The organism is Thalassotalea sp. SU-HH00458 (assembly GCF_040362795.1).
Lineage (GTDB): Bacteria > Pseudomonadota > Gammaproteobacteria > Enterobacterales > Alteromonadaceae > Thalassotalea_H > Thalassotalea_H castellviae.
This window is the reverse complement of sequence record NZ_BAABWW010000001.1, coordinates 277,430-302,624: the sequence shown is the minus strand read 5'-3', so window position 1 is coordinate 302,624 and position 25,195 is coordinate 277,430. Positions and strand designations below refer to the sequence as shown.

At 36.7% G+C, this 25,195-nt stretch carries 21 protein-coding genes and 1 pseudogene; 9 read left to right on the top strand and 13 right to left on the bottom strand.

Going from position 1 to position 25,195, the window contains the following annotated elements; all coding sequences use genetic code 11:
* Positions 1 to 58: 58 nt before the first annotated feature.
* The 8 genes from ABXH06_RS01360 (at position 59) to ABXH06_RS01325 (ending at position 7,379) form a co-directional block, all read left to right on the top strand.
* Positions 59 to 520: a GNAT family N-acetyltransferase gene (locus ABXH06_RS01360; protein ID WP_311578090.1), complete on the top strand. Its 462-nt coding sequence runs from the start codon at positions 59 to 61 to the stop codon at positions 518 to 520.
* Positions 521 to 684: 164 nt separating this feature from the next.
* Complete coding sequence (locus ABXH06_RS01355; RefSeq protein ID WP_353517033.1) at positions 685 to 1,242, top strand: NAD/FAD-utilizing enzyme; 558 nt, start codon at positions 685 to 687, stop codon at positions 1,240 to 1,242.
* A gap of 299 nt (positions 1,243 to 1,541) precedes the next feature.
* Positions 1,542 to 2,003: a hypothetical protein gene (locus ABXH06_RS01350; RefSeq protein WP_353517032.1), complete on the top strand. Its 462-nt coding sequence runs from the start codon at positions 1,542 to 1,544 to the stop codon at positions 2,001 to 2,003.
* A gap of 124 nt (positions 2,004 to 2,127) precedes the next feature.
* The gene (locus tag ABXH06_RS01345) at positions 2,128 to 2,625 is read left to right on the top strand and encodes a YcxB family protein (RefSeq protein WP_311578083.1); all 498 of its coding nucleotides are present in this window, start codon (positions 2,128 to 2,130) and stop codon (positions 2,623 to 2,625) included.
* Positions 2,622 to 3,527 carry a sulfite exporter TauE/SafE family protein gene (locus ABXH06_RS01340; protein ID WP_353517031.1) on the top strand — a complete coding sequence of 302 codons (906 nt, stop codon included), beginning with the start codon at positions 2,622 to 2,624 and terminating at the stop codon, positions 3,525 to 3,527. The genes ABXH06_RS01345 and ABXH06_RS01340 overlap by 4 nt, the downstream gene beginning before the upstream one ends.
* Before the next feature lie 124 nt (positions 3,528 to 3,651).
* A complete protein-coding gene (locus ABXH06_RS01335) occupies positions 3,652 to 4,662 on the top strand; it encodes a Fe(3+) ABC transporter substrate-binding protein (RefSeq protein WP_353517030.1) in 1,011 nt (336 codons plus the stop codon).
* Positions 4,663 to 4,734: 72 nt separating this feature from the next.
* Positions 4,735 to 6,327, top strand: a complete 1,593-nt coding sequence (locus tag ABXH06_RS01330) for an ABC transporter permease (RefSeq protein ID WP_353517029.1) — start codon at positions 4,735 to 4,737, stop codon at positions 6,325 to 6,327.
* Positions 6,324 to 7,379, top strand: a complete 1,056-nt coding sequence (locus ABXH06_RS01325; RefSeq protein WP_353517028.1) for an ABC transporter ATP-binding protein — start codon at positions 6,324 to 6,326, stop codon at positions 7,377 to 7,379. The genes ABXH06_RS01330 and ABXH06_RS01325 overlap by 4 nt, the downstream gene beginning before the upstream one ends.
* Positions 7,380 to 7,411: 32 nt before the next feature.
* Here the strand turns inward: ABXH06_RS01325 and ABXH06_RS01320 are convergent, their stop codons facing one another.
* The 5 genes and pseudogenes from ABXH06_RS01320 to ABXH06_RS01300 all read right to left on the bottom strand — a co-directional run bounded on the left by ABXH06_RS01320 (position 7,412) and on the right by ABXH06_RS01300 (position 13,874).
* Positions 7,412 to 9,286: a TonB-dependent receptor gene (locus ABXH06_RS01320; RefSeq protein WP_353517027.1), complete on the bottom strand. Its 1,875-nt coding sequence runs from the start codon at positions 9,284 to 9,286 to the stop codon at positions 7,412 to 7,414.
* A gap of 584 nt (positions 9,287 to 9,870) precedes the next feature.
* A complete protein-coding gene (locus ABXH06_RS01315; RefSeq protein ID WP_353517026.1) occupies positions 9,871 to 10,050 on the bottom strand; it encodes a hypothetical protein in 180 nt (59 codons plus the stop codon).
* A 320-nt stretch (positions 10,051 to 10,370) separates the two neighbouring features.
* Positions 10,371 to 11,621: an ethylbenzene dehydrogenase-related protein gene (locus tag ABXH06_RS01310; protein ID WP_503012478.1), complete on the bottom strand. Its 1,251-nt coding sequence runs from the start codon at positions 11,619 to 11,621 to the stop codon at positions 10,371 to 10,373.
* Positions 11,610 to 12,158, bottom strand: a pseudogene (locus ABXH06_RS01305) (NapC/NirT family cytochrome c); the annotation flags it as partial. The gene ABXH06_RS01310 and the pseudogene ABXH06_RS01305, both read right to left, overlap by 12 nt.
* 87 nt (positions 12,159 to 12,245) lie before the next feature.
* A complete protein-coding gene (locus tag ABXH06_RS01300; protein WP_311578068.1) occupies positions 12,246 to 13,874 on the bottom strand; it encodes a cytochrome D1 domain-containing protein in 1,629 nt (542 codons plus the stop codon).
* Positions 13,875 to 14,182: 308 nt separating this feature from the next.
* On the opposite strand from ABXH06_RS01300, the gene ABXH06_RS01295 reads away from it, so the two are divergent.
* Positions 14,183 to 14,749, top strand: coding sequence for a bacteriohemerythrin (locus tag ABXH06_RS01295; RefSeq protein ID WP_353517025.1), 567 nt, complete (start codon positions 14,183 to 14,185; stop codon positions 14,747 to 14,749).
* Between the two features lie 63 nt (positions 14,750 to 14,812).
* Here ABXH06_RS01295 and ABXH06_RS01290 read toward each other — a convergent pair whose 3' ends face one another.
* The 8 genes from ABXH06_RS01290 to ettA form a co-directional block, all read right to left on the bottom strand.
* Complete coding sequence (locus ABXH06_RS01290; RefSeq protein WP_353517024.1) at positions 14,813 to 15,277, bottom strand: GNAT family N-acetyltransferase; 465 nt, start codon at positions 15,275 to 15,277, stop codon at positions 14,813 to 14,815.
* Between the two features lie 127 nt (positions 15,278 to 15,404).
* Positions 15,405 to 15,650, bottom strand: coding sequence for a DUF6868 family protein (locus ABXH06_RS01285; RefSeq protein WP_349254879.1), 246 nt, complete (start codon positions 15,648 to 15,650; stop codon positions 15,405 to 15,407).
* Between the two features lie 477 nt (positions 15,651 to 16,127).
* Positions 16,128 to 18,341: a TonB-dependent hemoglobin/transferrin/lactoferrin family receptor gene (locus tag ABXH06_RS01280; RefSeq protein WP_353517023.1), complete on the bottom strand. Its 2,214-nt coding sequence runs from the start codon at positions 18,339 to 18,341 to the stop codon at positions 16,128 to 16,130.
* 336 nt (positions 18,342 to 18,677) lie between these two features.
* Complete coding sequence (ppx, locus tag ABXH06_RS01275) at positions 18,678 to 20,216, bottom strand: exopolyphosphatase (RefSeq protein ID WP_311578055.1); 1,539 nt, start codon at positions 20,214 to 20,216, stop codon at positions 18,678 to 18,680.
* Between the two features lie 11 nt (positions 20,217 to 20,227).
* Positions 20,228 to 22,327 (bottom strand): polyphosphate kinase 1, encoded by a 2,100-nt coding sequence (gene ppk1 / locus ABXH06_RS01270; RefSeq protein ID WP_353517022.1) that lies wholly within the window; start codon positions 22,325 to 22,327, stop codon positions 20,228 to 20,230.
* A 97-nt stretch (positions 22,328 to 22,424) separates the two neighbouring features.
* The gene (locus tag ABXH06_RS01265) at positions 22,425 to 22,922 is read right to left on the bottom strand and encodes a glycine cleavage system transcriptional repressor (protein WP_353517021.1); all 498 of its coding nucleotides are present in this window, start codon (positions 22,920 to 22,922) and stop codon (positions 22,425 to 22,427) included.
* 55 nt (positions 22,923 to 22,977) lie between these two features.
* Positions 22,978 to 23,340, bottom strand: coding sequence for a PilZ domain-containing protein (locus ABXH06_RS01260; protein ID WP_353517020.1), 363 nt, complete (start codon positions 23,338 to 23,340; stop codon positions 22,978 to 22,980).
* 128 nt (positions 23,341 to 23,468) lie between these two features.
* Positions 23,469 to 25,142 (bottom strand): energy-dependent translational throttle protein EttA, encoded by a 1,674-nt coding sequence (gene ettA / locus ABXH06_RS01255; RefSeq protein ID WP_353517019.1) that lies wholly within the window; start codon positions 25,140 to 25,142, stop codon positions 23,469 to 23,471.
* Positions 25,143 to 25,195: the final 53 nt, after the last annotated feature.

Genomic DNA, 25,195 nt, shown 5'->3' with positions numbered 1-25,195 from the left:
AAAGATTGAACATCTCATGTGATGATTGAAATAACAACGGGTTAGCGAATGTGAATATATGAAAATTCGAGCTGCGACTATACAAGATATTGAAGCTTTGAGGGTTTTTGAGCAAGGTGTCATTAAAGCTGAGCGTCCATATGACGAAACTTTACAAGTAGATCCTATTGAATACTATGATCTGGAATCACTGATTGTCGCTAACGATACTCAAATAGTGGTGGTTGAATTGAATCAAGCAATTATTGCTTGTGGTTATGCACGAATAAAACAAGCAAAAAAGTATGCCAATTATAACTTTTATAGCTATTTAGGTTTTATGTTTGTTCAAGAAGAATACCGAGGTAAAGGATTGAACCATCGGGTTATCGACGCATTAACACAATGGAGTTTAGAACAAGGAGTGACTATGATGCATTTAGATGTTTATACAGAAAATGCTTCTGCGATCCGTGCTTATCAAAAAGTCGGCTTTAAAGAATATTTAGTCGAAATGCGCATGGATATTTCACAAAAATAACCGCTTGATTTTGTTATTTATCGCTAATAAAACATCTAGATTATTTTAGGACTATACTTACCGTTATCTGCTATTACTTGAAGAAGAAGCGTAAGTTTTTAGGGGAAAAATCAACCTGGAAAGGTCCGAACGTTAGCTGGAAGTTACCGATAAAGGAGTAGCTTATGTTAAGACATTATTATATTACGGATAGGTTAGAAGATTTAGCGCAAGTTGAGCAAGCGTTAATTAGCCAAGGCATGTTAGATTCTCAAATTCATGTTTTAAGCGAACAAGACGCTGAAGTTGCTATGTTACAGCTTCACGAAGTTGAATCAGTATTAAAAAAAGATGTAATTCATTCAACAAAAATTGGCGCAATGGTCGGTTGTGTTTTAGCCATTATTACCTTGCTTTTTGCCTATTTTATGAATTGGTTTAATAGCCCAAGCGGTTGGTTACCCTTTGTTTTTCTTTCGATTATTATTATTGGGTTTTGTACCTGGGAAGGAGGGTTTATCGGGATTCAAACTGATAATATCAATTTTAGGCGTTTTAAACGTTTATTGACTAATGGCATGCATGTATTGTTCGTTGATATTGAACCTAAACAAAAATTTACCTTAGATAGTGTTATAAAAGAGTTTCCTAGTATTCAAGCACAAGGCACTGGCGATGCATCTCCACACTGGGTTGTTTATGGTCGAGACAAATATCAAACGTTCATGAAATCAATGCCCTAACAGTTTATTAAAAAAAGTTATAAAAAAAGCTTGTTCAACAATAGCAATTGGCTAATTTTTGCCTACACTTATAAGTGCAAAGCAAAACTTACTTCTTTGTTTCATGTCCATGCGCTTTAATGATTATTCATTAAAGCGCATTTTTATTGAATCATTTCAATGGAATATATAACTATTCTTTCGTTGAATCACTTCATGCTGAAATTAGCACTTCCATAACAATCATTTTCATGACCCTGTTTACCCTTTAAAGATTAACGTTTATGCTATTTGGCTGATGATTTTGTTGAGTATGAACAATGACGGATAAACCTGCTAGTCGCTGGTCAATCTTTAAAAAACTAGTAATTTTCCAAGTCAAATTAGCGTTTGATGCATTAAGGGACCTTTTCTTAAGCCCCATTTCTTTTGGTTGCGCTTTGATTGATATCATAAAAAATAACCCTGATGAGCAAAGTTATTTTAAAAAATTAATGACGTTTGGGGGGAAAACAGATCTGTGGCTTAATTTGTTTTCTCAACATGATTATACGCCTGATGATGCTAACAAGAGTGAAGAGAGAACAATCTCTGGTCAGGAGGGTGATGAAAACTTACAAAAAAATGCCGACCAATTATTCGACAAAATTGAAGATCTGATCCGAGAACAATCCGCAAAAGGGGGCTTAACTACCTCAGCAAAAAGTACTTTAGATGGGGTTTTACAAAAGCTGGCGAATCACCCCGTGAGTAAGATTTCAGAAAAAGATAAGGCCGATTAAACAATAAGTTGATACCTTAAAACAAAATATAATGATTGAACAAATGAATACTAGTGTTATCTCTGCCTATTAGCCGTTAGAATAATGCATTAGTTAATGATAATACGGCTTTTTAAACGTAAAAATGATCAGTGAATTTACTTATTCAACCACTTTTATTCTTGATAAAAGTTATTTTACCGAGTGTTTTGAACAGTCTGTGGATGTTGACCAGACGTGGCAAGCTTATTTTAAAGCGATTTTTTTCTCTGTGTTTGGTGGCTTGTTAGTCATCTTCACACCGATTAATCCTTATGTTGCTTGGTTTTTATTTGGCATAGGTATTATTGAAGCGTTAAGCGTTTATTATCAAAAACCATGGTGGGTAACCCGACAAATGCTCGGTAAAGCTTCCAAAAGTGAAGTTACTTTAACTATTGATGCCAAAGGGATAAATAGTCATTCATTCTATGTAGATGATAGTTATGATTGGCAAGATATTAGTAAAATGACCGCGACTGATAAAGGCTGGATTATTCAGCATAGTAACGGAAAGAATTACATATCAGCACGCTTTTTAAATGCACAAGCCAGCCAATATATTCAAGATAAAGCTCAAGAGATAAATAAAACAGCAACATGAATGAGCAATCGACATTACAACTAGCTAATCAAAACCCAATTCGATTAACAAGTTGGAAGTTTATTTCAGCTTTTGTTTTAGGCTGGGCTCTTTTGATCGCGCTTTCTCCGGTGCCATTTTTACAAACGCTTGAATATGCATTGTTTAGTTTTTTGGGGGTCTTAGGGGCTATTTTTGCAAGTTCAACAGGCGCTGGTGGCGGTGTGGTTTTTATACCTGCGTTTAATGAGTTAAATTTTAGTGAACAACAAGCGATTGCAACAAGCTTTGCCATTCAATGCTTTGGCATGACAGGCGGCGCAATTACTTGGTGGTATCATTATCGCGCTGAAAAAACTGAATTAAGGTTATGGCAAGGATTTAAACGGATTATTTCTGTTTGCGCTATCAGTGGTATTATTGGACTCTGGTTTGTGTACGGCACGCATATTCAAGCACCCTCAACGTTACACCAGAGTTTTAGTTTATTCTCGTTAATTCTTGGTTTTTTCATCGTTATCACGGTTTTTTTTGTTAAATCTCCACGCGAACGTAGTCAATTATATGTCCTTGATTATATAACTATCATTTTAATTGGCTTATTTGGCGGCGCAATTACCGCTTGGCTTTCGGTCGGAATAGGCGAATTATTGGCGGTATATTTAATACTTCGTCGATTCGATATTAGTATGGCGGTTGCAGCAGCGGTGATTGTTTCTGCTTTATTAGTATGGGCAGGAATAGGACAACATACTTTAGTGTCTTATCAAGTTTATTGGCAAGTGGTGATATTTGCCGGGCCTGGAGCTTTATTAGGTGGGATTTTTGCAAAAACATTAGTGACTTACCTTTCTGCTACCCGATTAAAACTATTCTTTGCTTTTTGGTTGCTAGTAATAGGCTTAGCTGGGATTAAGTTGTAGTGATAAAACTTAAATGAGAATAATTCTCAAAAACCTTGACAGCTTATTGCTTCTTCATTAGTCTTGCTGGCAATTTTATCGCGTTTAGCTATATATTTTATCACTTATCTTAATTGGAGCTGGTATGTTGAAAAAATCATTGTTCAGCAAGGTTTTGTTTATTTGTTTGTTCATCCCTAGCGTTCTATCTCAAGCAGCGGAAGTAAATGTTTATTCTTATCGTCAACCGTTTTTAGTAGAACCATTATTTAACGTCTTCACAGAAAAAACAGGCGTTAAAGTGAATGTGGTTTTTGCAAAAAAAGGCATGGCAGAACGTTTAGCTCGTGAAGGCCAACATAGCCCTGCAGACATTTTATTGACTACTGATATCAGTCGGTTAGTTGAGTTGCATGATAAAGACTTATTGCAAGCGGTTGACTCTGAAACACTGGAAAAAGCAGTCCCTGAAAAGTTTCAATCAAAAGACAATACTTGGTATGGCTTAACGATGCGGGTACGTAATATTTATTCCTCTAAGCGACTTGGCCAAGTAGATCTGAGTTATGAAGACTTGGCGGATCCTAAATATAAAGGTCGAGTTTGTACTCGTAGTGGTAAGCATCCATATAATGTCGCATTGGTCTCGTCAATGATCGCTGCACATGGTGAAGAGAAAACCTTAACTTGGTTAGAAAATCTAAAGAAAAATTTAGCGAGAAAACCACAAGGTAGTGATCGCGGACAGGTACAAGCAATTCATCAAAATTTATGTGATTTATCATTAGGTAACAGCTATTACTTTGGCAATATGTTAAATGATGAAAAACAAAAAGTATGGGCTGATGCAGTAAATATTAATTTTCCAAATCAAGCCAATCGCGGCGCACATGTTAATATTTCTGGTGTCGCCATGGCAAAACATGCACCTAATGCGAAAAATGCATTAGCATTAATGGAGTTCTTGGTGTCTGAACAAGCACAACAGATGTACGCAGAAACGAATATGGAATATCCTGTTCGTGAAGGCGTTGCAGTCTCAGCACTAGTGAGTTCTTGGGGACAATTTAAAGCCGACGAATTATCGTTAGAGACTATCGCGCAACACCGAAAAGCAGCGATTAAACTATTGGATAAAGCACAATTTGATCTGTAACTCGGTAAACCTTGCTGGCTCAGGATTTATTAATCAGTGAGCGTTGGAAATAAAAATAATACATGGAAGTTTTTGAGTTGGATTTTAGCACTGGTGTTAATGACACCGGTGCTTGTGATGCTATATTCTGGAATCGGTTCATCAAGCGATTTATTTAGCCACCTTTGGCAGACCGTTTTACCAACTTACCTTACAAATACTTTACTCCTTGCCATTTTAGTGGTGGCTTTATCCCTTTGTTTTGGTGTACCTGCTGCTGCGATTATTAGTCAAACAAACGTTTATGGAAAAAAGTATTTACGTTGGTTGCTGATGCTACCTTTAGCCATGCCAGCTTACTTAGTGGCTTATTTATACACGGATTTATTTGATTACGCAGGGCCGGTACAACGTTTTCTTCGAGCAAGTTTTGACTGGCATTCGCCCGGAGATTATTGGTTTTTTGACATTAGGAGCTTATTTGGCGCATCTATGATGATCGCGCTTGTGCTATTTCCTTATGTTTATATGTTGGTGAGAACCTCCTTTGAATGCCAAAATCAACAACTGATCCGAGCAAGTAGAAGTTTAGGTTTTGGCTTAACTCAAAGTTTTCTTAGAGTGTCGTTACCATTAGCAAGACCCGCAATTGCGGTGTCTGCAAGCTTAGTATTAATGGAGACTTTAGCTGACTTTGCTACGGTTCAATATTTTGCCGTTAACACGTTAACAACGGCGATTTATGACACTTGGTTAGAGTACGGCGATTTGTCTACCGCCAATGCAATCGCTAGTATTTTAATGTTATTGATATTATTTACTGTGGTTGCCGAACAAAGAGCACGAGCTGGGCAGCGCCATCAATCTAATCGTTTAAATAATCAAATAAAAGAAAAAAAACTCTCTTTTATTGAACAATGCGTTGCCTTAAGTTTTTGTTGGACTTTAGTGGTTGCCGGTTTCATTTTACCTTTTTTGCTGTTGATTGTGATGGCTTTAGATTACGCAACCGTAGCACAATTTAATACGTTACTTTCATCGGGGTTTAATAGCTTACAAGTTGCATTTTATGTCGCGAGTATCGCAACGATATTTGCGTTAATATTAGCGTTATTTAAACGGTTACACTTTTCTCGTTGGCGACAACATCCTCTGCGGATTTCAGGTTTTGGTTATGCAATCCCGGGCACTGTGTTAGCCATGGCGATGTTAGCAACGTTAGGGCCTATTGATCATGGCTTGAATGACTTCGCTGAGTTAGTGGGTTTACAATCGCCGGGATTAATTTTATCGGGTTCTATCTTTGCGATTATTTTTGCTTTGGTAGTGCGTTTTGCCGCCATTGCTAATGGCACGATTAGCAGTGGCATAGAGCAAATTCCTGCTTCATTAGACTTAGCTCCGGCAAGCTTGGGTGTTAAATTAAGCCAAAGTTTACCTAAAGTACATTTACCACTGTTGAAATCATCAATCGTGGTAGCATGGTTACTCGTTTTTGTTGAAGCGATGAAAGAATTACCGACAGTGTTATTACTTAGGCCTTTTAACTTTGAAACGTTAAGTACACAAATTTATCAATTAATTTCTGATGAACGTCTCGAACAAGGTGCATTAGGGGCGTTGCTCATAGTATTATTCGGCTTAATTCCAATCGTCTATTTAAATCAAAAAGAGAGTAACGTTTGACCGTTTTGTTAAAGTTGCAGCACTTGTCGGTTGCCTTGCAACAGAAACCAATTTTAACTGATGTTAATTTAACGTTAGCTGCCGGAGATATCCTCGGCTTAGTTGGACCAAGTGGTTGTGGTAAAACGACTTTATTAAATACCCTTGCGGGGTTTGTCGAACAAAATAAAGGGACGATAACCATTGCCCCCGATATGGTGATTACCCCTGATAATCTTATTGAACCTGAGCAAAGAAATATTGGCATGATTTTCCAAGATTATGCCTTGTTCCCTCATTTAACCGTCAATAAAAATATCGCCTTTGGCCTAAAACATTTTAATAAAGCGGAACAAGCCACGAGAATCGATACGTTATTATCTTTGTTAAAACTCACTGAGTTCTCTGGGCGGTTCCCACATCAACTTTCTGGTGGTCAGCAACAACGAGTGGCAATTGCTCGGGCATTAGCTCCACAACCTAAGTTATTGTTGCTCGATGAACCTTTTTCAAATATTGATGCACGTTTACGTAATGAATTAATGCTTGAATTAAGAAGCTTATTAAAGCAGTTAAGTATTACGGCTATTTTTGTTACTCATAATAAAGATGAAGTGTTCAGTTTTGCAGATCAGATTGCGGTGATGCATCAAGGACATGTACTTCAATCAGGAACCCCGGTTGATGTTTTTCAACATCCTTGTAGTTGGCAAGTGGCAGATTTTCTGCAAATAGGTAGTTGGTTACCTGTTATTACAATAAATGGGGACTGTATTACTGCGATAGGTAATATCGGTATTGATCTTAACTCAATGCAAAATAATGGTGGTAGTCGACATGCGTTATTATTGAAGCCTCAAGATATTAAAATAGTGCCTAATGGCCAAGCAAATGTGGTGATTGACTATGTAAGGATCACTGAACATGGCTTTCATTATTTATTATCGAGTTTAACCGACGATAAGCGTTTGAGCTTCGAGCACTTAAGTTTCTATAGTCACCTTGTTTTTGCTCAAGGTGAAAAAATTGCGATTGAAATTGTACCGCATCAATATCAGTTATTTAGTCAATAAATTGCTGAATTTAACTTGTTGAATGATTTATTTTAATGAAATTGCCATTGCCAAGAAAGGGCTATACTCCTTTCAGGGTGGAAAGGTGCATCTTCATCGGCACTGGTTAAATATTGATTATTGGTCAAGTTATCAAAGGTGATATTAATTTTGTGTTGTGCTGAAATTTGATAATTGACGTTAACATGCCATTTCCACTCTGCACTTAACGCTTGTTCTGAATTGCCAAATTGTGTTTTTTCAAATTGATAACTGAGGTGATTTTCAATTTTTAGCTGACTCACGGCCGCTGGAAACCAATTAATTTGCCACTGTAATTCTTCAGGTAAGGCATCGTCAACTGTTCTTTTTAAATAGTCCCTTGCCCATTGTTTTTGATAACTAAATATCATGCTAAGTTGATGATTAGTCTGCCAATCGGCGGTTAACTCTATCCCTTTTAATGTAACTTCTTGGTTATTGCGGTAACTACGAATCACCTTGTTATGGTCACGTTGATAACGCTCAATGTAATTATCTACTTGATAATAATAACTACTAATTAACCAGCGAAAATTTCCCGCTAATTGTTGCTGGTAGTCAAACTGTAAACCAACACTTTTTTCAGGTATCAAAAACGGGTTACCTTGGGTATTACCTCGAGGAGTTTCCCCCGAGAAAAATAATTCACTTATGGTTGGAAACCTAAATGCATTGGCGAAGGTGATGTTTAGCTGTGTTGTGGTTGATATCGGCAAATGACTATTGAGTGAAAGCGAGACAAAATCATCTTGTACTTTGTATTGTTCGTGAGTCAGTAAAGGATGATTTTCAACGGTTTGTTTATCATATCTAATTCCAGATTTTAAAGATAAATTATTGAGTTTCCACGTATGATTAGCAAAAACTCCTATGGTTTGTTCTGCACCGTCGATGGTGTTTTTTTGCCAAGCAAGTTCGTTTGCTTGATTAAATTCTCGTTCTGAAATATCGATATTATCGCGTTTTATCCATTCCCCACCGAGCAGAGTGTTGCCTATTAAAATAGTGCCATTCCCCCCAAAAATCGTCGATGAATATGTCACAAGGTTTCGTCGTTCTAATGTGCTTGTTAACTCATTCTCAAAGGTTGATATATTATTCTTCCACGCTTGTTGATGATTAAAAAACGACAAACGCCAGCGGTCTTTTTTATGAAATTGAAGGCTTGAAAGCCAATGCAGATCTTTCGGGTAAAGGGTTATTTTATCGTGTGGGAATTCAGCTGAACTTTTACCTATATCTTTACCTTGAGTTAGCATGGTTAATGCCGAAATTTCAATTTCTTGCCATGTAAAGTGACTGGCGAAATTGGCATGATATTGTTGATGTTGGCTATTTAATTTTATTTGACCGGTTGCTGTTTTAGGAGCATGAGCATTGTTGGCTTTTCGTTGCATAAATGTTGCTGACAGAGACTCATTGCTCAGCTTTAAGAGTGTTTGTACTGTATCGTCTTGTGGTTTAAACATCACATTTAGACTTGATTCATTAAAATTTAATGTCGATAAACTAATGACGCCCCCCATAGCACCTGAGCCATATAATGTAGAGCTTGGACCTTTTTTAATGTCAATGTGCTCAATCAGCGCGGCGGGTAAAAATGATAAAGAATTGCCTGCGCGACGATCAGTGATAATTGGAATACCGTTTACTTCTGTTTTGATACGGGCACGGCTAAAACCTCTGATGTTGTAGCTTTGAAACAATCCCCCTTGGCCAGTTAAGCTTAATCCTGGGGCAGGGTTTAAAATACCTGCTACAGAGTGCTGACCTGCCATATAGTCATTTATTTCTAAAAAAGTATTATCTGTTGTTAAATTATCATCGACAGAAAGCACAGTTCGAGCATGTGTGACCTGTATTTTTTCTATTTCAGATGCCTGCAAGTGCATCACACATACAAGCGCTAATAAAGTGACCAGTGTTTTTTGAAGAGCTTTAAAAAAGTGGTGGACAGCGAACATAGGGTATTTAGCCAATTATCAAAAATGAATATATAAAATGTGGATAAGAAGCAGCATTTAATGTGGCTCCCGTTACTTTACCGCGTTGATAAAGCCAATTCTTCAAGAATTGTGAAGTGAAAATAGCGCCCAAATTCATTAACATCAAAAAAGCAGCTAAGCCATGAAACTGAAGGGATGGATATTGTAAAAAACGGGATTCTGTTCCAAAGTCTCCCTCTTGCATGGCAAACGTTTTTAATAACCAAACAGTGCAGCCGCTCACAAAGCTCAATGACAACATAGTATAAAAAAATATCGATAGTTTTGTGATATGTGAGCGCTTATTTTAACCTTAGTGTTTCACGTCTTTAAATGTCTTTTAAAACCAAAGCGATTAACCATTATCGCTTTGGCTGTCAATTTTTGCAAAATAACCAATGCTAGTTTAGGTTTCATTAAAACGACTATTTTTGTCAACGCGTCAGCTAACATAGTATTTTGACCAAACACAGAAACACAGCCTTTTAATGGATACGGTTTAGCTTGTATATTTTTCGAAATTTTTTCGGTTTAATGAGGTAATTGCCATTGTTTTGGTAATCGCCACGCGTTGCAAGTGATTTAGCAAGCATGTTAATTTTTTTAAAAGCGTTTGCGAGTTTACCATACTGTAAAACAACTTGATGTTGTTGCCAATTTGACATGGTCCGCCTTCTGCTTCTGAATCAATATTAGCGAGAATGTGCTACTGATTTTTAATGGCGGGTATTGTAAATATAATGCAAATGATAATTCTTTTGTTTGTGTTCATAGACTTAACAATATTGTTTTGTTTCAGTGGTTAGCAAAATGTAAGGATTTTGAATAAAAAAAGCTTCATGAATGGTCATGAAGCTTAAAATCAACGCTAGGAAGGCGATTTTTAAAATTAATTTAAGTAAAAATAAAACAACTACTGTTGAAGAACTAAACGGGTTAACTCCTCAATACTAAGTCTTTATTCCATTTTAACTTGTTTACTGCTTTACTGCTTTACTGCGTTTATTTCTACCGTTGAATTATCTAAAGCCAGTTTATAACCAAAGGATACATGATGGTAACGGGCCGATGAGTAATCATCGTGAATAGCAAAACCAAAGTTATAAACTTTACCTGCTTCAATACTGATATCACCGGGCTTAACAGAAATTAGTTTACGTTTTATCATGACAGACCAAGTGTCGCCTTTGAGTGCTGCATGTACTTGAGCACCTTGACCACCATGCATTTTTCGCTCGGCTAGCAACATACCGTCTTCTATTTCATTATTGCCGGATTTAAAGCGCACGATATCCATGTATTGATTAGAATCTTCTGCGGCTTTGATCTCATTTTCGTCTTTGAGCTTATCCCAGCCGCCTAATGCTTTGCCACCACGACCTTTAAGTTCAAGTTTGCTTCGAGACTCTTTCAAATATTTAGTGACGCCATTGTTTAAATTTAACCGTTTCGCAATATCAGAGCCTAGTAAGGTTTCTTGGGTTTGTTGATATGGCATTGAGTTGGCGTCTGCATGGCAAGTTGCCCAACAACCAGCTCTATCTGCATATTCAACATCATCAGTCGCTAACATGAAAGCAAGTTTCATTGAGTTGTCAGGATCCATCTTTCCACCTTCGACAAAAGGCACAGGCGCGTGTTCGGTTTCACTCCAACTAAATCTTAAGTAAAGGTTTTCATTGTCATGACTTGCTTCTATTGTGACCGGAAAGCTACCGCGTTTTCCTGGTATTACGTTAGGCTCTAAGTCTTTTTCACTTTTCCCCGACACGATGTTTTCACCGATATCAGCAATTTCTTCGCCATGACATTCAACGCATCTATCACCTTTAGTAAAGGCTCGTTTACCACCATGTTTTCTACCAAGTATCCACTCTAATGAGGCAGTACCTGGATAAAAAACACTGATATCCGTTGATTGAGCTTTTGACCAATTAATTTGCCAGTCTGGGTTGCTTTGCTTGTTCGACTCATCTGCAATAAGATTTACGGGGGCAGGGCTTTTTGCTTTTTGTAATGCTGCATTCACTGCTTGCGCTATTTTTTCTTCAATTTTTACTTTTTCGGCGGCTTTAGCCGCTTTTAATTCTGCTGCTTCTTTTGCCTCTTTGGCCTCAACACGCGCTAGACCTTCTAAATATAATTGAGGTACTTCACGAATATATTCCGGGTTTGGTGCTTCTATCGCTTCTAACGCTTCATCCGTTAACTGGTCTCGAACGTTGTGATGAGCAATACCTTTGTGGCAATCGATACAAGTTTGTCCAGTTTCAAAGGCGTTTAAATGTTGTTTGCGAGCGCGAGGTTTTTGGAATTCTGGGTTCATTGATTCAAAGTTATGACAGTTTCTACATTCACGTGAATCAGTTGTTTTCATAGCTTTCCATACACTTTGTGCTAGTTCAAAGCGATGTTCATTAAATTTTTCTTTAGTGTCTAATTTGCCCGTTAACCAAGAAAAGACTTCTTTAGATGCTTGGATTTTACGAACAACTTTATGGATCCAAGGCCTTGGAACATGACAATCAGGACAACCGGCTCTTACGCCTGTTCTATTTGAGTAGTGAATTGTGGGTTGGTATTCTTGATAAACATTGTCTTCCATTTCATGGCAACCAATACAAAATTCTGTGGTATTTGTCGCTTCCATCGCGGTGTTAAAACCACCCCAGAAAATAATACCGACAACAAAAAAGAGCACGGCTCCGGCGACAGTTGTCCCTAAAATGAGTCTTCGAGACCAAAAGCTGGGTTTGTTTTCTAAATTAACCATAATTAACTCGTTTAGCATAAAGCGAAAAAGCGCGAGCATAATGTTTACAATGCATTATGCTCGCATAATCAATAGTTTAAATGTTGATTAGGTTTTGTGGTTCATACGGTTATAAACGTTGAACTTACCTGTTGGTGTTGTTAAACCTTTAATACGTGCTTTCTCTTTAAGGGTTTTTGCATCATAGACAACGATTTCACCAGTAGGATTTTTAGCGTCTTTGCGGTTCCAAACAGAAACCCAAACCTCAGTGCCACCTTTGTTAAACTCCATATGAAGCGCGGCTTTACCTTCCTCTTCAGTAACACGAATAGTTTTAACAATCTCACGTGTTTTCTTATCGAAAACTTGTACGGATTGTTGAATTTCTGGCTCAGGGTGTTTTAACTGATCAGCCCAAACATAGTCAGAGTTTTCGTGAGTACGAATAAACACACCAGCGCCATCTGTTTCAACTTCATAACAAAGTTTCCACGCTTGATCTGGGTTACCCATAGGGTCATTACCCCAAACAGATACTAAACCAACTCCTAAATGAGTTGTGCCCGCAACTGAACCACATTCTTCGTCAACCCAATTAGCACCAGGTCCAGGATGAGGGAGCGAATCTACAGGAATGATTTTTTCGAGTGCTCTATCTTGCGTATCAACTACCACCATTGCATTTGACGCATTGGCTGCAATTTGGAAGTAACGACCTGTTGGATCAAAGAAACCATCATGTAAAAATTCGGCAGAAGCGATACTGGTGATCGTTAAGTTGTCTAAGTCGTTATAATCAACTTGTAACATTTGCCCGGTTTCTTTCACGGCAACAATAAAAGAAGAGGTATTGGGCGCAGTATAAATTGCCGCAACACGAGCTTCGTTAATAAACTCACCTTTGGTGTTGTAACCACGGGTTGAAACCACTTTAAGTGGGTTTAATGTTACCGCATCCATGATAACAAAGTGAGCCGGCCAGTATCCGCCCGCGATAACATATTTACCGTCGCCAGACACAGCGATATCACGCGCGTCATATGCCATTTTAGTTTCAGCTACTAACATGTTGTCAGGCGTTTGCCATAAGTCTATTTTATTGACTTTTCCGTCACGACCTATGGTGTACCAAAAGCGGCCAACGTCTTTTGCATGATCCACTTTATGATGCTCAGTACCTTTAATTACATGAACGGCATAACCGGTATCAATGTGTTTGACGATTTTTTTAGTATCGCCATCGATGATCGCAGCTTTACCGGCATCCCGTTCAATGACAACAAAGAAATTTTCCCAATTTAAGCCGTGCATAGGTTTGCTTGGATAATCTTTTGGATCAACATACTGTTTTGTGTGTGAGCGCATTTGTTCTAAGGACATTTCTGGTGGAACAGGTGGTGTCATTTGAATAAAGGTTGCCATGTTGGTGATTTCTTCTTTTGTGAACAAATCATCAAAGTTATTCATGCCACCTTCAGTACCGTATGCAATAATTTTTTCTAGGCGTTTTTGCCCTTTCTTTATCGTGTTTTCGGGTTCTAGGTTTTTACCGGTTGCACCTTTACGTAATGTACCGTGGCAACCTGCACAACGTTGGAAGTACTGTAGCTTTGCTTTATCAAAATCAGTTTCAGAGAGTGTTGGCTCGGTTGCTGAAACCGACAGACTGATACCACTTGCAGCTAAACCAATAGCTAAGCTTATCGCTGAAAGGCCATACTTTATTGTTTTCATCGGTTTTCTCCAGATGTTTAATTTCTAATTTAGTGTTTAAAAGGAATTTTCAGATTGAAATTATCTTGATTGAAAATATTTTTAATCTGTAAATAAACGTAACTATCGGGGAATTACCAATCTGAAAACCTGATGCAGATCAAGTTTTTAAAAATATTAAACGGAAGTGATTTACAACTTGATTGAGGTCAATAAATGATGGATTTTTAAACGAATGAGCATGCTTTCGGTATAGACTATTCACAATAGACACATCGTACTTTTATATTTTTACTAAACCGCTTCTACAACTTTTTTGGAAACATTTTATGAATAATCGTCAAAAATCCTTACTGTATGCCGCTATTATTGGATTGATCATAGTTGCCATTTTCCTTGGTTTTTTATCGAGCATCACCAATCCTGTTTCTTGGTTGTTAATTGCCGTGTTATTGCTTATTCCTATGCTAGATAGAACACGTAGAGAAGAAAAAAAAATTGTGTGGAAAGAGGAATATAGCGTTGGTATAGAAAGTTTAGATCAAGATCATAAAACCCTGATTGACTTATTAAATAAATTTATCACAGCATACGATTTTGCCATGAGTGAAAGTTTTGAACGTGAAGCATTAGATGAGTTAATCGCTTATACCAAATATCATTTTGAGCGTGAAGAAGCGTTAATGCTAAAGCATCATTATCCTGATGTAGTTGAGCATAAAGCAGAACATAAAAAAATGTTTGAACAAGTAGAAAAATTCGAAGATCTCTACATTGACAAAGGTCATGAAGCGCTAGAAGAAATTAGTCAGTTTTTAACCAATTGGTTGATTAATCATATAAACGGAACTGATAAAGCCTACACAAAACACCTAACTCAGTGCGGTGTAAAATAATACCTGCTGACTATCAATAAAATGGATTCGTTGTTCTGCTGGATCGCTTATTAGGTTACAACTTCACCCAACTAAATCCAAGGACATAAATTTACTATTAGGATCTGCATTATAATTAGAAAATGGACCACAGAAAGAAAACCCATGTTTTCTATATAAACCATGAGCTGGAATAAAATAGTCCATTGAACCAGTTTCTAAGCTTAACTTTTTTAAACCAAATAGCTTTGCTTGTTCGATAATATGAACCAGTAATTTAGAAGCAACACCTTTATTCTGGTATTGATTTGAAGTTCGCATAGATTTTATCTCTGCGTGCTCAGAATCCAATATTTTAAACGCACCACAACCGGCTAACTCTTTACCATCCCAGATAGTCCAAAACTTAACAGATGAATCTTTTAATCCATCTAGATCGAAGGCATGCTTACTTTCTGGTGGGGATGTTGCCTTCATATCTTCAAGGTGTTCCTGAATAAGGGCAAATATTTCCTTACCTGATAAATCATCAAGCTTAATTTTAAACACGAAACCTCCTTGTAATCTAACGTCCTTGTTAATAGGAAAAATTTAGTTGGCTTAAATTGTTGAGGAACGAAACACTGCCAACTGTTTTGTGTCCCCTTTTGGTCGACTTTTTTTGCTGAGCCTTGAACTAACCCATTAATTTTAATGCAATATATGGTGATAAGTTTATCAGTAATATGGCTATTTTATAATTACCCAAAAACTTAAAATACATATTTGGTAATTCGGAAGCCTCTACGCCTACAATTTTACTGTGAAGAGTAATCGTAAAACTCCTAAATACGATAATAAAAAACGCTGAAAACAAATAAACACCAAGATTTATTACCGTACACCAACCGAAAAAAGTAGTAAGTTCATTTACGCCAATCATGGATTATATCTCCGTAATATTGGTTCTGAATAAAAGTATCTTATGTAGACGTCTCAGTAATATCCATCTACGTTTCGTTCATTAACCTATCATAAAAAAGCAATATTACAATCGGTTAAATTCATGATGATGTCACACCACATTGAAAATTAAGGAATTACTGATAATGCACAATGATACCCTAAGTTTATAGTGTTAAATTTATGTTTATTTACATGGAGTTATGTTGAACATATGATTTTTTTGCTTGTTACTTAGAATGATCAGTAATAGCTATAATGATTCATATTGAGTTTTTTCAATGACCGTTCTTCGCACTGGTTGTCGATATTAACTCAACACTTAATGGCTGCTTTTTGCTAGCTAGCAACTTTATCGAATGTATGATTGAGTCAGAGGATTAATTGTTCGTTAATCCTCTGACTCATTGTTTGGTTTATGGTAAACTTAGGTAAGCTTATGATGGCCCAAAGTTAATTACCACGCATATTTTAATTGTATTGAGCCATTAATACCTGCGGCGGCTAACGTCGCTAATAATGGATCTTCAGCTTCGAAACCATTAACGTCAGACCATTGCCAGTATTGCTTATTAGTTAAATTATAAATAGCTCCTGCTATGGTTATTTTATCGTTCACGTGATAATTAGCGATCACATCAAAAGTGGCGTAACCCGCGGTTGTTGCCAAAGTTTTATCTGGATCATCAATATCTGACTTGCCATCGACAATATTGGCATTCAATGCGATTGAGAATGTTTCATTTTCATTCAGCCATTGCAAACCAAGTAGGGCATGGTTAGGTTGCACTTCGTTTAATGGTTGATTGCTATCTTTATTCTCCCCTTTACTCCAAAAAATATTGGCATAGGAGTTAACGTTATTCTGGCTATTGAATATGTTTTTAAATTGGCCTTTGTAGCTAAATTCTAAACCATAAATTTCTGCGTTATCGATATTTTGAGATTGAAAAATTATCCGTTGAACTAAAGGGTCAAAACCTAAGTTAACTTTGGTTTGAATAAAATCTTGATAATCATTGAAAAAGCCAACGACATTAAATTGATGTTGTTCTAAACCAATACTATAGCCAACTTCATATCCATGTGTGGTTTCAGACTTTAGTTCTGCATTTGGTATGGCGCGCATTTTAAACATAGGAATGTCTAAACCAATATTGGCATCTTCAAAAGGTGGGGCGCGAAAGCCTTTCACGTATTGAAGATACACTTTACTGTCGTTATTTATTTGATATACGACACTAAATTTAGGAGAAATACTATCTTCACTGATATGGACTACTTCTGTGGCGGGGTTATCTTCTAAATATATTGAGTCAGGCTTAGGGGATAGCTCATATTTGTCATAACGAATGGCCGGAATGATTGTAAAATTTGTACCGTCGAGTGTTATTTCATCGTTAATATATATACCGGTTTCTTTCACCTCAGAAATAGGGAAGTCTCTTACTGGAAATACTTCAGAAAGAATAGTGTTGGTTGAGTCTCCGGTGGCAAGGTTCGTTTGAATACCATCACGCCTTTCTGTTGTTTTACTGTTACTAATTTCTAAGCCGTAGCCTATATGTTGTGACGTATGTTGGTTATTAACATTGGTGTAAAAATTTAATCGTAAACCTTGGATATCTTGCTCAAAGAAAAAACTTCTGTCGTATAAGTAGGCTTTCCCTCTTGAAACTCTGGCTTCTTCGGTTAATTGTATTGTTTCAGTTTTTTGATCGTAAAGGCGTATGTAACCGCCTTCTAACCAAGCACTGTCTAAAACAAAGTCATATGTCACTAAGATATTTTCTCGGGTGATTTCATCATCGCCTAATAATAAATTCGTTGAAGCAAAACGTCCTATTCCTAATATTGAACGAATATCGCTTTGGTTTTCACGGGTAAAATAGTCGTAACTAATGCTTAGCTCTTGATTGTCTGATATATCGTAATGATATTTCGCCAATAAAGATTTTGTTTCATTATTTTGGCTATCTTTAGCAAAGTCACTTGAAATATGACGATCAAGTTCATGTCCTTTTCTTAATGAGCCTGAAATAAGTGCGCTCGATTTTCCATCAGCGAAAGCAGTATTTAAAGAAATGGCATTACTATCGTCAATAGCGTAGTGACCTGCTTTTAAGTCTAAATACACACGGTTATCTGTTTGGCTAAGTAAGTCAGTAGGTTTTTTGGTTACGTAAGAGATCACGCCGCCAATCGCGTCACTCCCGTATAGACTTGAAGCCGGCCCACGTAATATTTCGACTTGTTTGATTAAATCAGGATCTATGGTGTTTCTACCTGAATTTGAATAGCTACCCACATTAAACTGCTCAGCAACTGGCACACCGTCTATTTCTGTCGCAATACGATTACCTGAGATACCACGAATAGCAATATTTGAATCGCCAAATCGACTACCAGCATTGATCACATTTATACCAATCTCATAACGAACAAGATCGGCAATACTATGTACTAATTGCTGGTTAATGGCTTCACTGTTTATGACGGTGACCGCACCAACGACATCTTGTACTTTTCTAGGCGTTTTTCCAATGACGACTAACACTTCTGTTTCATCATCAATACCTTGATGAATAACATCATTTGCATTAGCCAAAAGTTCATAGGAAGGTAATAAAGCACCAGCTAAAGCAAGATTAATTAAAGACTTTTTAAACATATTTCCTTCCATTATAAAATTGACAAATAAACTCAAGTTCGGCGTTTTAATCAATACGGTCATTCTGTTGAATCGTCTAAACACTTCATCTTGTTCATAGGGTATTTATATAAGAATGTTTAAAAATTAAGGTGATCTAAATCAACTTGATTAAGTACAAAAATCATTAAATCTGATTTTCTAATAAACATTAGATCTATATCATGTTTTTACGCTTGTTATGTTGATGAGAATTGACAATGAAAGGTAGCTTTAGTTAAAAATTTATCCATTAATCTGCTGTTCAAACTTTCAATATTCGTTGAGAAATGAATTTATAAACTTGTCGGTGAATTTTTATAGGTTTTTAGCGTCAGTAGCATTTATGATTAATTTAATATCAAGGCTGTTAATACTTTGCTTTTCATAAAACAGTTCGGTATCTATGATTGGTCGTTCAATTAACCATTGCTCTTTTAAAGTGAGGGTTAGTGTTTTAGGAGTGGCAATTGCCGATATCAAATAATCATCGTCTAAATGACGTTGTTGGTTCAGTAAAACACTTAAACGAATAATAACGGCTAGTTTTTCTAAAGATTCAGCATTGAGTAGGTGCCACTGTTGTTTCATTAATGGTGTTATTTTTTTACGTTGATTACCAACTAACCAAGCTAAGGCTGTTTGCTGTTCTTGGTTAAATCCTGGTAAGTCGGTTTGTTCAATAATATATTGTCCATGCTTTTGATATCCAGAAGCATTAATGTCTAGGCCTAATTCGTGAAGTTTGATTGCAGAACATAATAACTCTTGATAAATATCTTCTTGCAGTTGCCAAGGTTTTTTGATGGCCGAATAAATTTTCATGGCCACTTGTTCAACAATTGCTGCGTGGGGCTTGTCGATATTAAATCGACGGATAAAGTCTTCAATTGTCCGTTGTCTAACATTGTTATGATGGCTATTTTCGAGCAACTCGAATAGCACTCCTTCGCGCAAGGCATATTGACAATACTCAATACTGTCAATGTTTAAAGTTTCCATTACCGCAATTAAAATAGCAAGACCAGCACAAATGACAGAGCGACGGTTTTCTTTTAAACCATCAATGGTTAATGCTTCGAAATGGTTAAACTTTAGGCATTGTTTTTTTAATGTATTCAGATCCTTAAGGGTAATAGCATGAGGAATTTGTTGTTGAATATTAATAATTTTTACAATGGCTTTTATCGTGCCTGAGGTTCCTGCAACATGTTTCCAGCCTAATTTTTTAAAGCGTTTAGCTATGCTTTCAACCTGATGTTTCGCTTGATGAATGGCTTTGTCAAATGCTTGTTCAGAGATAATACCATCTGGGAAAAATTGTTGTTGATAGCTGACGCAACCTATATTGAGACTATCAAGGGCTTTAACTTTATATTGTTTACCAATGATACATTCAGTACTGCCACCCCCAATATCAATCACGAGTTGTTGATCATTGTGTTGTCGGTGATGCGCAACACCTTGATAAATAAGCCGTGCTTCTTCGTGACCCGAAATAACTTCAATATTAAATGGGAAGTTGTGCTTTGCTGCGGAAATAAATTGACCTGAATTTTTAGCTTGCCTTAAAGTGTAAGTAGCTACGACACGCACGTTTTTTTTATCGATATGTTGTATGGAAGCCGATAACTTTTCTAACGTCGCTAAGCCTCGTTCAATGGCTTGCTCAGAGAGAATTTTTTTTGCACTCAATCCTTTAGCAAGCTGAACTTGATATTTTTCACGATGGATCACTTGGATGTGCTCACCGATCTTTCTTGCTAAGACAAAATGAAAACTATTCGAGCCAATATCAAGTGCTGCTAGATAATGTTCAGCAGGCATTATGGAAGAATTGTCTCGAGTATTTTTCATCTTTTTAATCATTACGCTTTTTGTTGCGCTTGTATAAGCTGTTGTTCATGTTCGACTAAGTAATTATATATAGCCATTTGTGAACGAAGTGGCGGACGTTTACCTTGCGTTACATAGCGATTATTTTGCGCCTTATTAATAATACGTGCTTTGACATTATCTTGAAATTGAATGTCTAACATATCAATAATTTGCTGCTTTAAGACTTCATCGTAGATAGGGCAGGCAACTTCAACCCTATGATCTATGTTTCGTTCCATCCAGTCTGCAGAGGTAATAAATAGTTGTTGATTACCACCATTATGAAAAAGCATGACTCGTGGGTGTTCTAAAAAGCGATCAACAATGGAAATAATTTTGATATTTTCACTGGTGTTTTTTTCATTCGGCACTAAAGAACACATACCACGTATAATTAATTTTATTTTAACTCCCGCTTGGCTGGCGGCATACAGCTTATTAATTAAGCCATTGTCTACTAAATTATTGAGTTTTAACGTGATGCTCGCTTTTTGTTGTTGCTCGGCAAATTCTATCTCACTATCAATGAGTTGATATAAACGTCGGCGCGACGTTAAAGGTGAGACAATTAAATGATTAAAACGAAAACGTAGATAACTGTGTGTAACAAATGAAAAGACATTATCAACTTCCTGACAGATTTCTTTATGTTTAGTAAACAAGGCGAAATCGGTATAAACACGGGCATTATTTTCATGAAAATTCCCTGTGCCGATATGCGCGTATCTCACTATTTTTTCATCTTCAATGCGGGTGATTAAACATAATTTTGAATGAACCTTTAATGTTTCAATACCAAGTTCAACTTCAATACCGGCATCCTTCATCAATTTTGCCCACTCGATATTTGCTTGTTCATCAAATCGAGCTTTAAGTTCAATCACAACGGTTACTTTTTTACCATTTTTAACCGCTTCAATTAAGGATTGAATAATTCGTGAATGTTTTGCCACTCGATAAATATTAATTTTTATATGACGCACCAATGGGTCATATGAGGCTTGGCGGACAAATTCTGTGAAATGTTTGAACTTGTAATAAGGGTAATATAATAAAATATCTTGCTGGCTTATGGCATCAAATACCGTCGGGCATTGTGTAAAGTGTGCCGAGTCTAAGGCGGGAAGCTCTTCATATTCGAGGTGCTTACCTCCTAGGTTAGGAAATTTTATAAAATCTTTAAAATGACGATAACGAACTCCTTGTGAAAGCGCTTCATCATCTTTTATTTTTAACGATTTTCGTAAGTAATCTGTCATGTGTTGTGGCATATTTTGGTCATGAACCAAACGCACTAAATCTGCTTTTAAGCGTTGTTTTAACCCTTTTGACATTTGATCCAGTAAGCTTTCATCAAGATCATCCGTTAAGTTATATTCAGCATCTCGGGTTAATTTCATGGAATATGCTTCTATATGATCGAAAGGGAAAACACCGACAAATAGTTTTTTGATAAAATAATGAACAACATCATCAAGCAGAACGATGTATTTTGCTTTAGATTCCTTACTGTGCTCATTTGGTAGTTCAATAAAGCGTTTAACATTTTCCCGAGGAATTTCTACCAACGCATAGTTAATTTGCTTTTGATGATGTAATGCGACTAAAAAATAAATCCCGTCGTCATCAATACAGTTGGCTAGTTGCGTTTTTGAGTGAAGGATTATCGGGGTAATATGTCGAATAATTCGATGTTCAAAGTACTGTTTAAGCCAGGCTAATTGTTGAGTATTTAATTTTTCATTAAATGTGTCATTATGCTGATCATCAAAAATGGTATAGATATTCTCTTGGTTTAATAAGGAAAAAATTTCTTGGGTGATTTGGTTGAAATTCTTTGTCAGGGTATTAACTTTGTTGTTTATTTTTTTATTGATGGTTCGCCACTTATCTTTCGAAGTTTCTTGAGCTGTTTCTAAAATGGCTCTGCGACGAACATCGGCCACTCGTACACGAAAGAATTCGTCTAAATTAGAGGAGTAAATGCCTAAAAACCGGATACGTTCAATTAGCGGTACCGTTTTATCAGCTGCTTCTTGCAGTACTCTTTCATTAAATGATAACCAACTAAGCTCTTTATTAAACTTCATACCATCATCAATCATTAATTTTTCAACTTATTATTTTTGTTTAAAAAAATAAGTATAAAAGAGAAATATTACATAAATTTGTAAAGAAATAACTATATTATCGAGAGATATCTACCATCAAATCATCAGCCAGACTTTCTAGCGCATTAATGAGATCATCCACGGTATTTTCTGCAACCGAAATGGTCGCCTTAGCTTTAAACAATTCTTGTCCTGAATGTGGAGCGCTGTCGTGAGAGCTAACAAGTTTTAATAAATTGCCACCTTGATTATGGATCACCGATGATATTTCTTGAACAATACCGGAGCGATCATTGGCAGTTAACTCAATCACGATATCAGCATGTGTGGTTGTTTGATTGGCGTTTGCTGTTTCAATCTGACATTTAAAATCTTTAATACTTTGTATTTTATCGATTAAATCTGATGTTTGTTCAGCCGAAACAGCAATTTCGATAACACCGGCAAAATATCCAGATAAATGATGCAAACTACTGGTTTGCCAATTGCCTTGGTGTTGACTTACTGCATTAGAAAGAGTGTCTACAAGTCCGGGGCGATCTGGGCTAATAAATGAAATGATAAGGTGGTTCATAAAGCGTCCTTTTACCATAAATAAAAAGAATGAGAATGGGTTAATTGTTACGGGTTTACGATTGACTAGAGAGTTGCGAAAGCTCTTTATTCAATTGACTATCATCCCCTAAATTTAACTCAACAAGGCGACGAAGATGGGTAACGCTGTCTATATCTATAGCGTTACATTGTAGGCCTATTTCATCCTGCTTAACATGAACAATGGCAACGTGCATTGCAACTTGCATCTCACTATCGGCAAGTTGAAAGGTTAATAAGCCAAGTTTATTTTTAATTTTTTCTGCATTTTTAGGCGCGGTAACTAACGCACCATTTAATGATATATCATGAATGTTAACAGTATATGTTTGTTCTTCTACTTCCAATTGAGCATCGATTGAAAATAAGATTCGGGTAAATTGACGTCTATTTTCCATTGTACTGTTTAGTTGATGAATAGTTATATTCAGCATAGCCCCATTTTTATAAAAAGGCATCTTTATTACACGATTTTTGGGTAAAAAAGATGCCTTAAATCAAAATATTAACTTTGAACTAGAGTGAATTATCCAATTTTCTTATATTTGATGCGATGTGGTTCAACCGCTGCAGGGCCATATGTTTTTTTCAGCCATTCATCGTATTCAGTAAAGTTTCCTTCGAAAAAGTTGACTTGTCCTTCGTCACGATAATCTAAAATGTGAGTGGCAATGCGGTCTAAGAACCAGCGATCATGCGAAATCACCATGGCACAACCCGGGAATTCTAATATCGCTTCTTCGAGTGCACGCAAGGTTTCAACATCTAAGTCATTGGTTGGTTCATCTAACAACAATAAATTACCGCCAGTTTTCACTAATTTAGCTAAATGTACACGGTTTCGTTCACCACCAGATAAGTCTTTAATAAATTTTTGTTGATCATTACCTTTAAAATTAAAGCGAGAGCAGTAAGCGCGGCTAGGAATTTGGTAAGTTCCAATTTCAATAATATCATGGCCTTCAGAAATTTCTTGATAAACCGTGTTGTCTTCCCCCATGTCATCGCGAAATTGATCAACACTGGCAAGTTTAACCGTTTCTCCTAGCTCAACAGTACCAGAGTTAGGCGATTCAGCCCCTGATAAGACTTTAAATAAAGTCGATTTACCAGCACCATTTGCCCCGATTATGCCGACAATTGCGCCTTTAGGGATGCTAAAGCTTAAGTCATCAATTAATACGCGATCTCCGTATGATTTGACTAAGTTATTCACCTCTAAAATTTTGTCGCCTAAACGTGGCCCAGGTGGAATATATAGTTCGTTGGTTTCGTTACGTTTTTGATGATCTTGATTGTTAAGCTCTTCAAAACGAGCCATACGTGCTTTACTTTTAGCTTGTCTTGCTTTTGGATTTGAACGCACCCATTCAAGCTCTTGTTTGATCGTTTTTTGTAAAGCATTTTCACTTTTTTGTTCTTGTTGTAAACGCGCATCTTTTTGTTCAAGCCATGAAGAATAATTACCTTCCCAAGGGATACCATGGCCGCGGTCAAGCTCTAGTATCCAACCCGCAACATTATCAAGGAAATATCTATCATGGGTAATAGCAACAACAGTGCCTGAATAATCGTGTAAGAAACGTTCTAACCAAGCAACAGATTCAGCATCTAAATGGTTTGTTGGTTCATCCAATAAAAGCATATCAGGCTTTTGAAGTAATAAATGACATAAAGCTACGCGGCGACGTTCACCACCACTGAGTACGGCTATTTTTTGATCCCATTCTGGTAAGCGTAATGCATCTGCAGCGCGTTCTAGTACGTTATCAATATTATGACCGTCTTGGCTGTTGATTATATCTTCTAATTCGCCTTGCTCTTTTGCAAGCGCATCAAAGTCAGCACCTTCTTCTGCATATTCGTTATAGACTTGATCAAGCCTTGCCATCGCATTTTTAACGGTTGAAACTGCGTCTTCAACGACTTCACGAACGGTTTTTTCTTCGTTGAGTTGAGGTTCCTGTGGCAGATAACCGATGTTGGTTCCAGATAATGCATTGGCTTCACCTTCAAATTCTTTATCAACGCCAGCCATGATACGTAATAATGTTGATTTACCTGAACCATTTAAACCTAATACCCCTATTTTTGCTCCAGGGAAAAATGACAACGAAATATCTTTTAAGATGGTTTTTTTAGGGGGTACAACTTTTGAGACTCGGTTCATCGAGAATATAAATTTGTCTGGCAATGCCATGTGGAAACCTTTTATTTTGAAGAGGAAATTAACTGATTAATATTTTAGGGCAA

Bases quoted from the DNA above. Each gene is read 5' to 3' on its own strand.
- ABXH06_RS01345 (WP_311578083.1), top strand. From the start codon at position 2,128: ATGATCAGTGAATTTACTTATTCAACCACTTTTATTCTTGATAAAAGT.
- ppx (WP_311578055.1), bottom strand. From the start codon at position 20,216: ATGAAAAATACTCGAGACAATTCTTCCATAATGCCTGCTGAACATTAT.
- ABXH06_RS01350 (WP_353517032.1), top strand. From the start codon at position 1,542: ATGACGGATAAACCTGCTAGTCGCTGGTCAATCTTTAAAAAACTAGTA.
- ABXH06_RS01300 (WP_311578068.1), bottom strand. From the start codon at position 13,874: ATGAAAACAATAAAGTATGGCCTTTCAGCGATAAGCTTAGCTATTGGT.
- ABXH06_RS01295 (WP_353517025.1), top strand. From the start codon at position 14,183: ATGAATAATCGTCAAAAATCCTTACTGTATGCCGCTATTATTGGATTG.
- ABXH06_RS01315 (WP_353517026.1), bottom strand. From the start codon at position 10,050: ATGTCAAATTGGCAACAACATCAAGTTGTTTTACAGTATGGTAAACTC.
- ABXH06_RS01360 (WP_311578090.1), top strand. From the start codon at position 59: ATGAAAATTCGAGCTGCGACTATACAAGATATTGAAGCTTTGAGGGTT.
- ppk1 (WP_353517022.1), bottom strand. From the start codon at position 22,327: ATGAAGTTTAATAAAGAGCTTAGTTGGTTATCATTTAATGAAAGAGTA.
- ABXH06_RS01265 (WP_353517021.1), bottom strand. From the start codon at position 22,922: ATGAACCACCTTATCATTTCATTTATTAGCCCAGATCGCCCCGGACTT.
- ABXH06_RS01335 (WP_353517030.1), top strand. From the start codon at position 3,652: ATGTTGAAAAAATCATTGTTCAGCAAGGTTTTGTTTATTTGTTTGTTC.
- ettA (WP_353517019.1), bottom strand. From the start codon at position 25,142: ATGGCATTGCCAGACAAATTTATATTCTCGATGAACCGAGTCTCAAAA.
- ABXH06_RS01340 (WP_353517031.1), top strand. From the start codon at position 2,622: ATGAATGAGCAATCGACATTACAACTAGCTAATCAAAACCCAATTCGA.
- ABXH06_RS01260 (WP_353517020.1), bottom strand. From the start codon at position 23,340: ATGGAAAATAGACGTCAATTTACCCGAATCTTATTTTCAATCGATGCT.
- ABXH06_RS01285 (WP_349254879.1), bottom strand. From the start codon at position 15,650: ATGATTGGCGTAAATGAACTTACTACTTTTTTCGGTTGGTGTACGGTA.
- ABXH06_RS01355 (WP_353517033.1), top strand. From the start codon at position 685: ATGTTAAGACATTATTATATTACGGATAGGTTAGAAGATTTAGCGCAA.
- ABXH06_RS01280 (WP_353517023.1), bottom strand. From the start codon at position 18,341: ATGTTTAAAAAGTCTTTAATTAATCTTGCTTTAGCTGGTGCTTTATTA.